Genomic DNA, 400 nt, shown 5'->3' on the forward strand with positions numbered 1-400 from the left:
ACCGGCTTCGCCACGCCCTGAAACAGTCAGGCCATCGGCGCTGACCACAACGTTTTGCACAGCCTCCGGCGCAGTGATATCCGGCACCTGGAACGCCAACGGCGAAGACGTATTCCCCGCCGCATCGGTCTGGCGAACATCGATGAACTCACCATTGGCCTGCGCCGGATTCAACGTCACGGTGAACCCACCGTCCGCCCGGACCTGGCCTGTACCAATCACATTCCCAGCCGCATCACGAACCTGAACTGTGGCGCCTGGTTCGCCTGTACCTGTCAGCGTCACGCCATCGGCAACCGTGAGATCCGTCGGCTGAGCCGGCGCCGTGAGGTCCGGTGTCAGCACCGACGCTGCTGCAGAAACATTCCCCGCCGCATCGGTCAGGTCGACCTGCAGGGCA

Annotated in this window: 1 protein-coding gene; it reads right to left on the reverse strand. The window is 63.8% G+C overall.

What is annotated here, in order from left to right:
* Nucleotides 1-400 (reverse strand): Ig-like domain-containing protein (locus SJI00_RS22420; RefSeq protein ID WP_322463866.1); only part of this gene is annotated, 400 nt, incomplete at both ends.

Source organism: Pseudomonas gebzensis (assembly GCF_034427815.1).
GTDB lineage: Bacteria > Pseudomonadota > Gammaproteobacteria > Pseudomonadales > Pseudomonadaceae > Aquipseudomonas.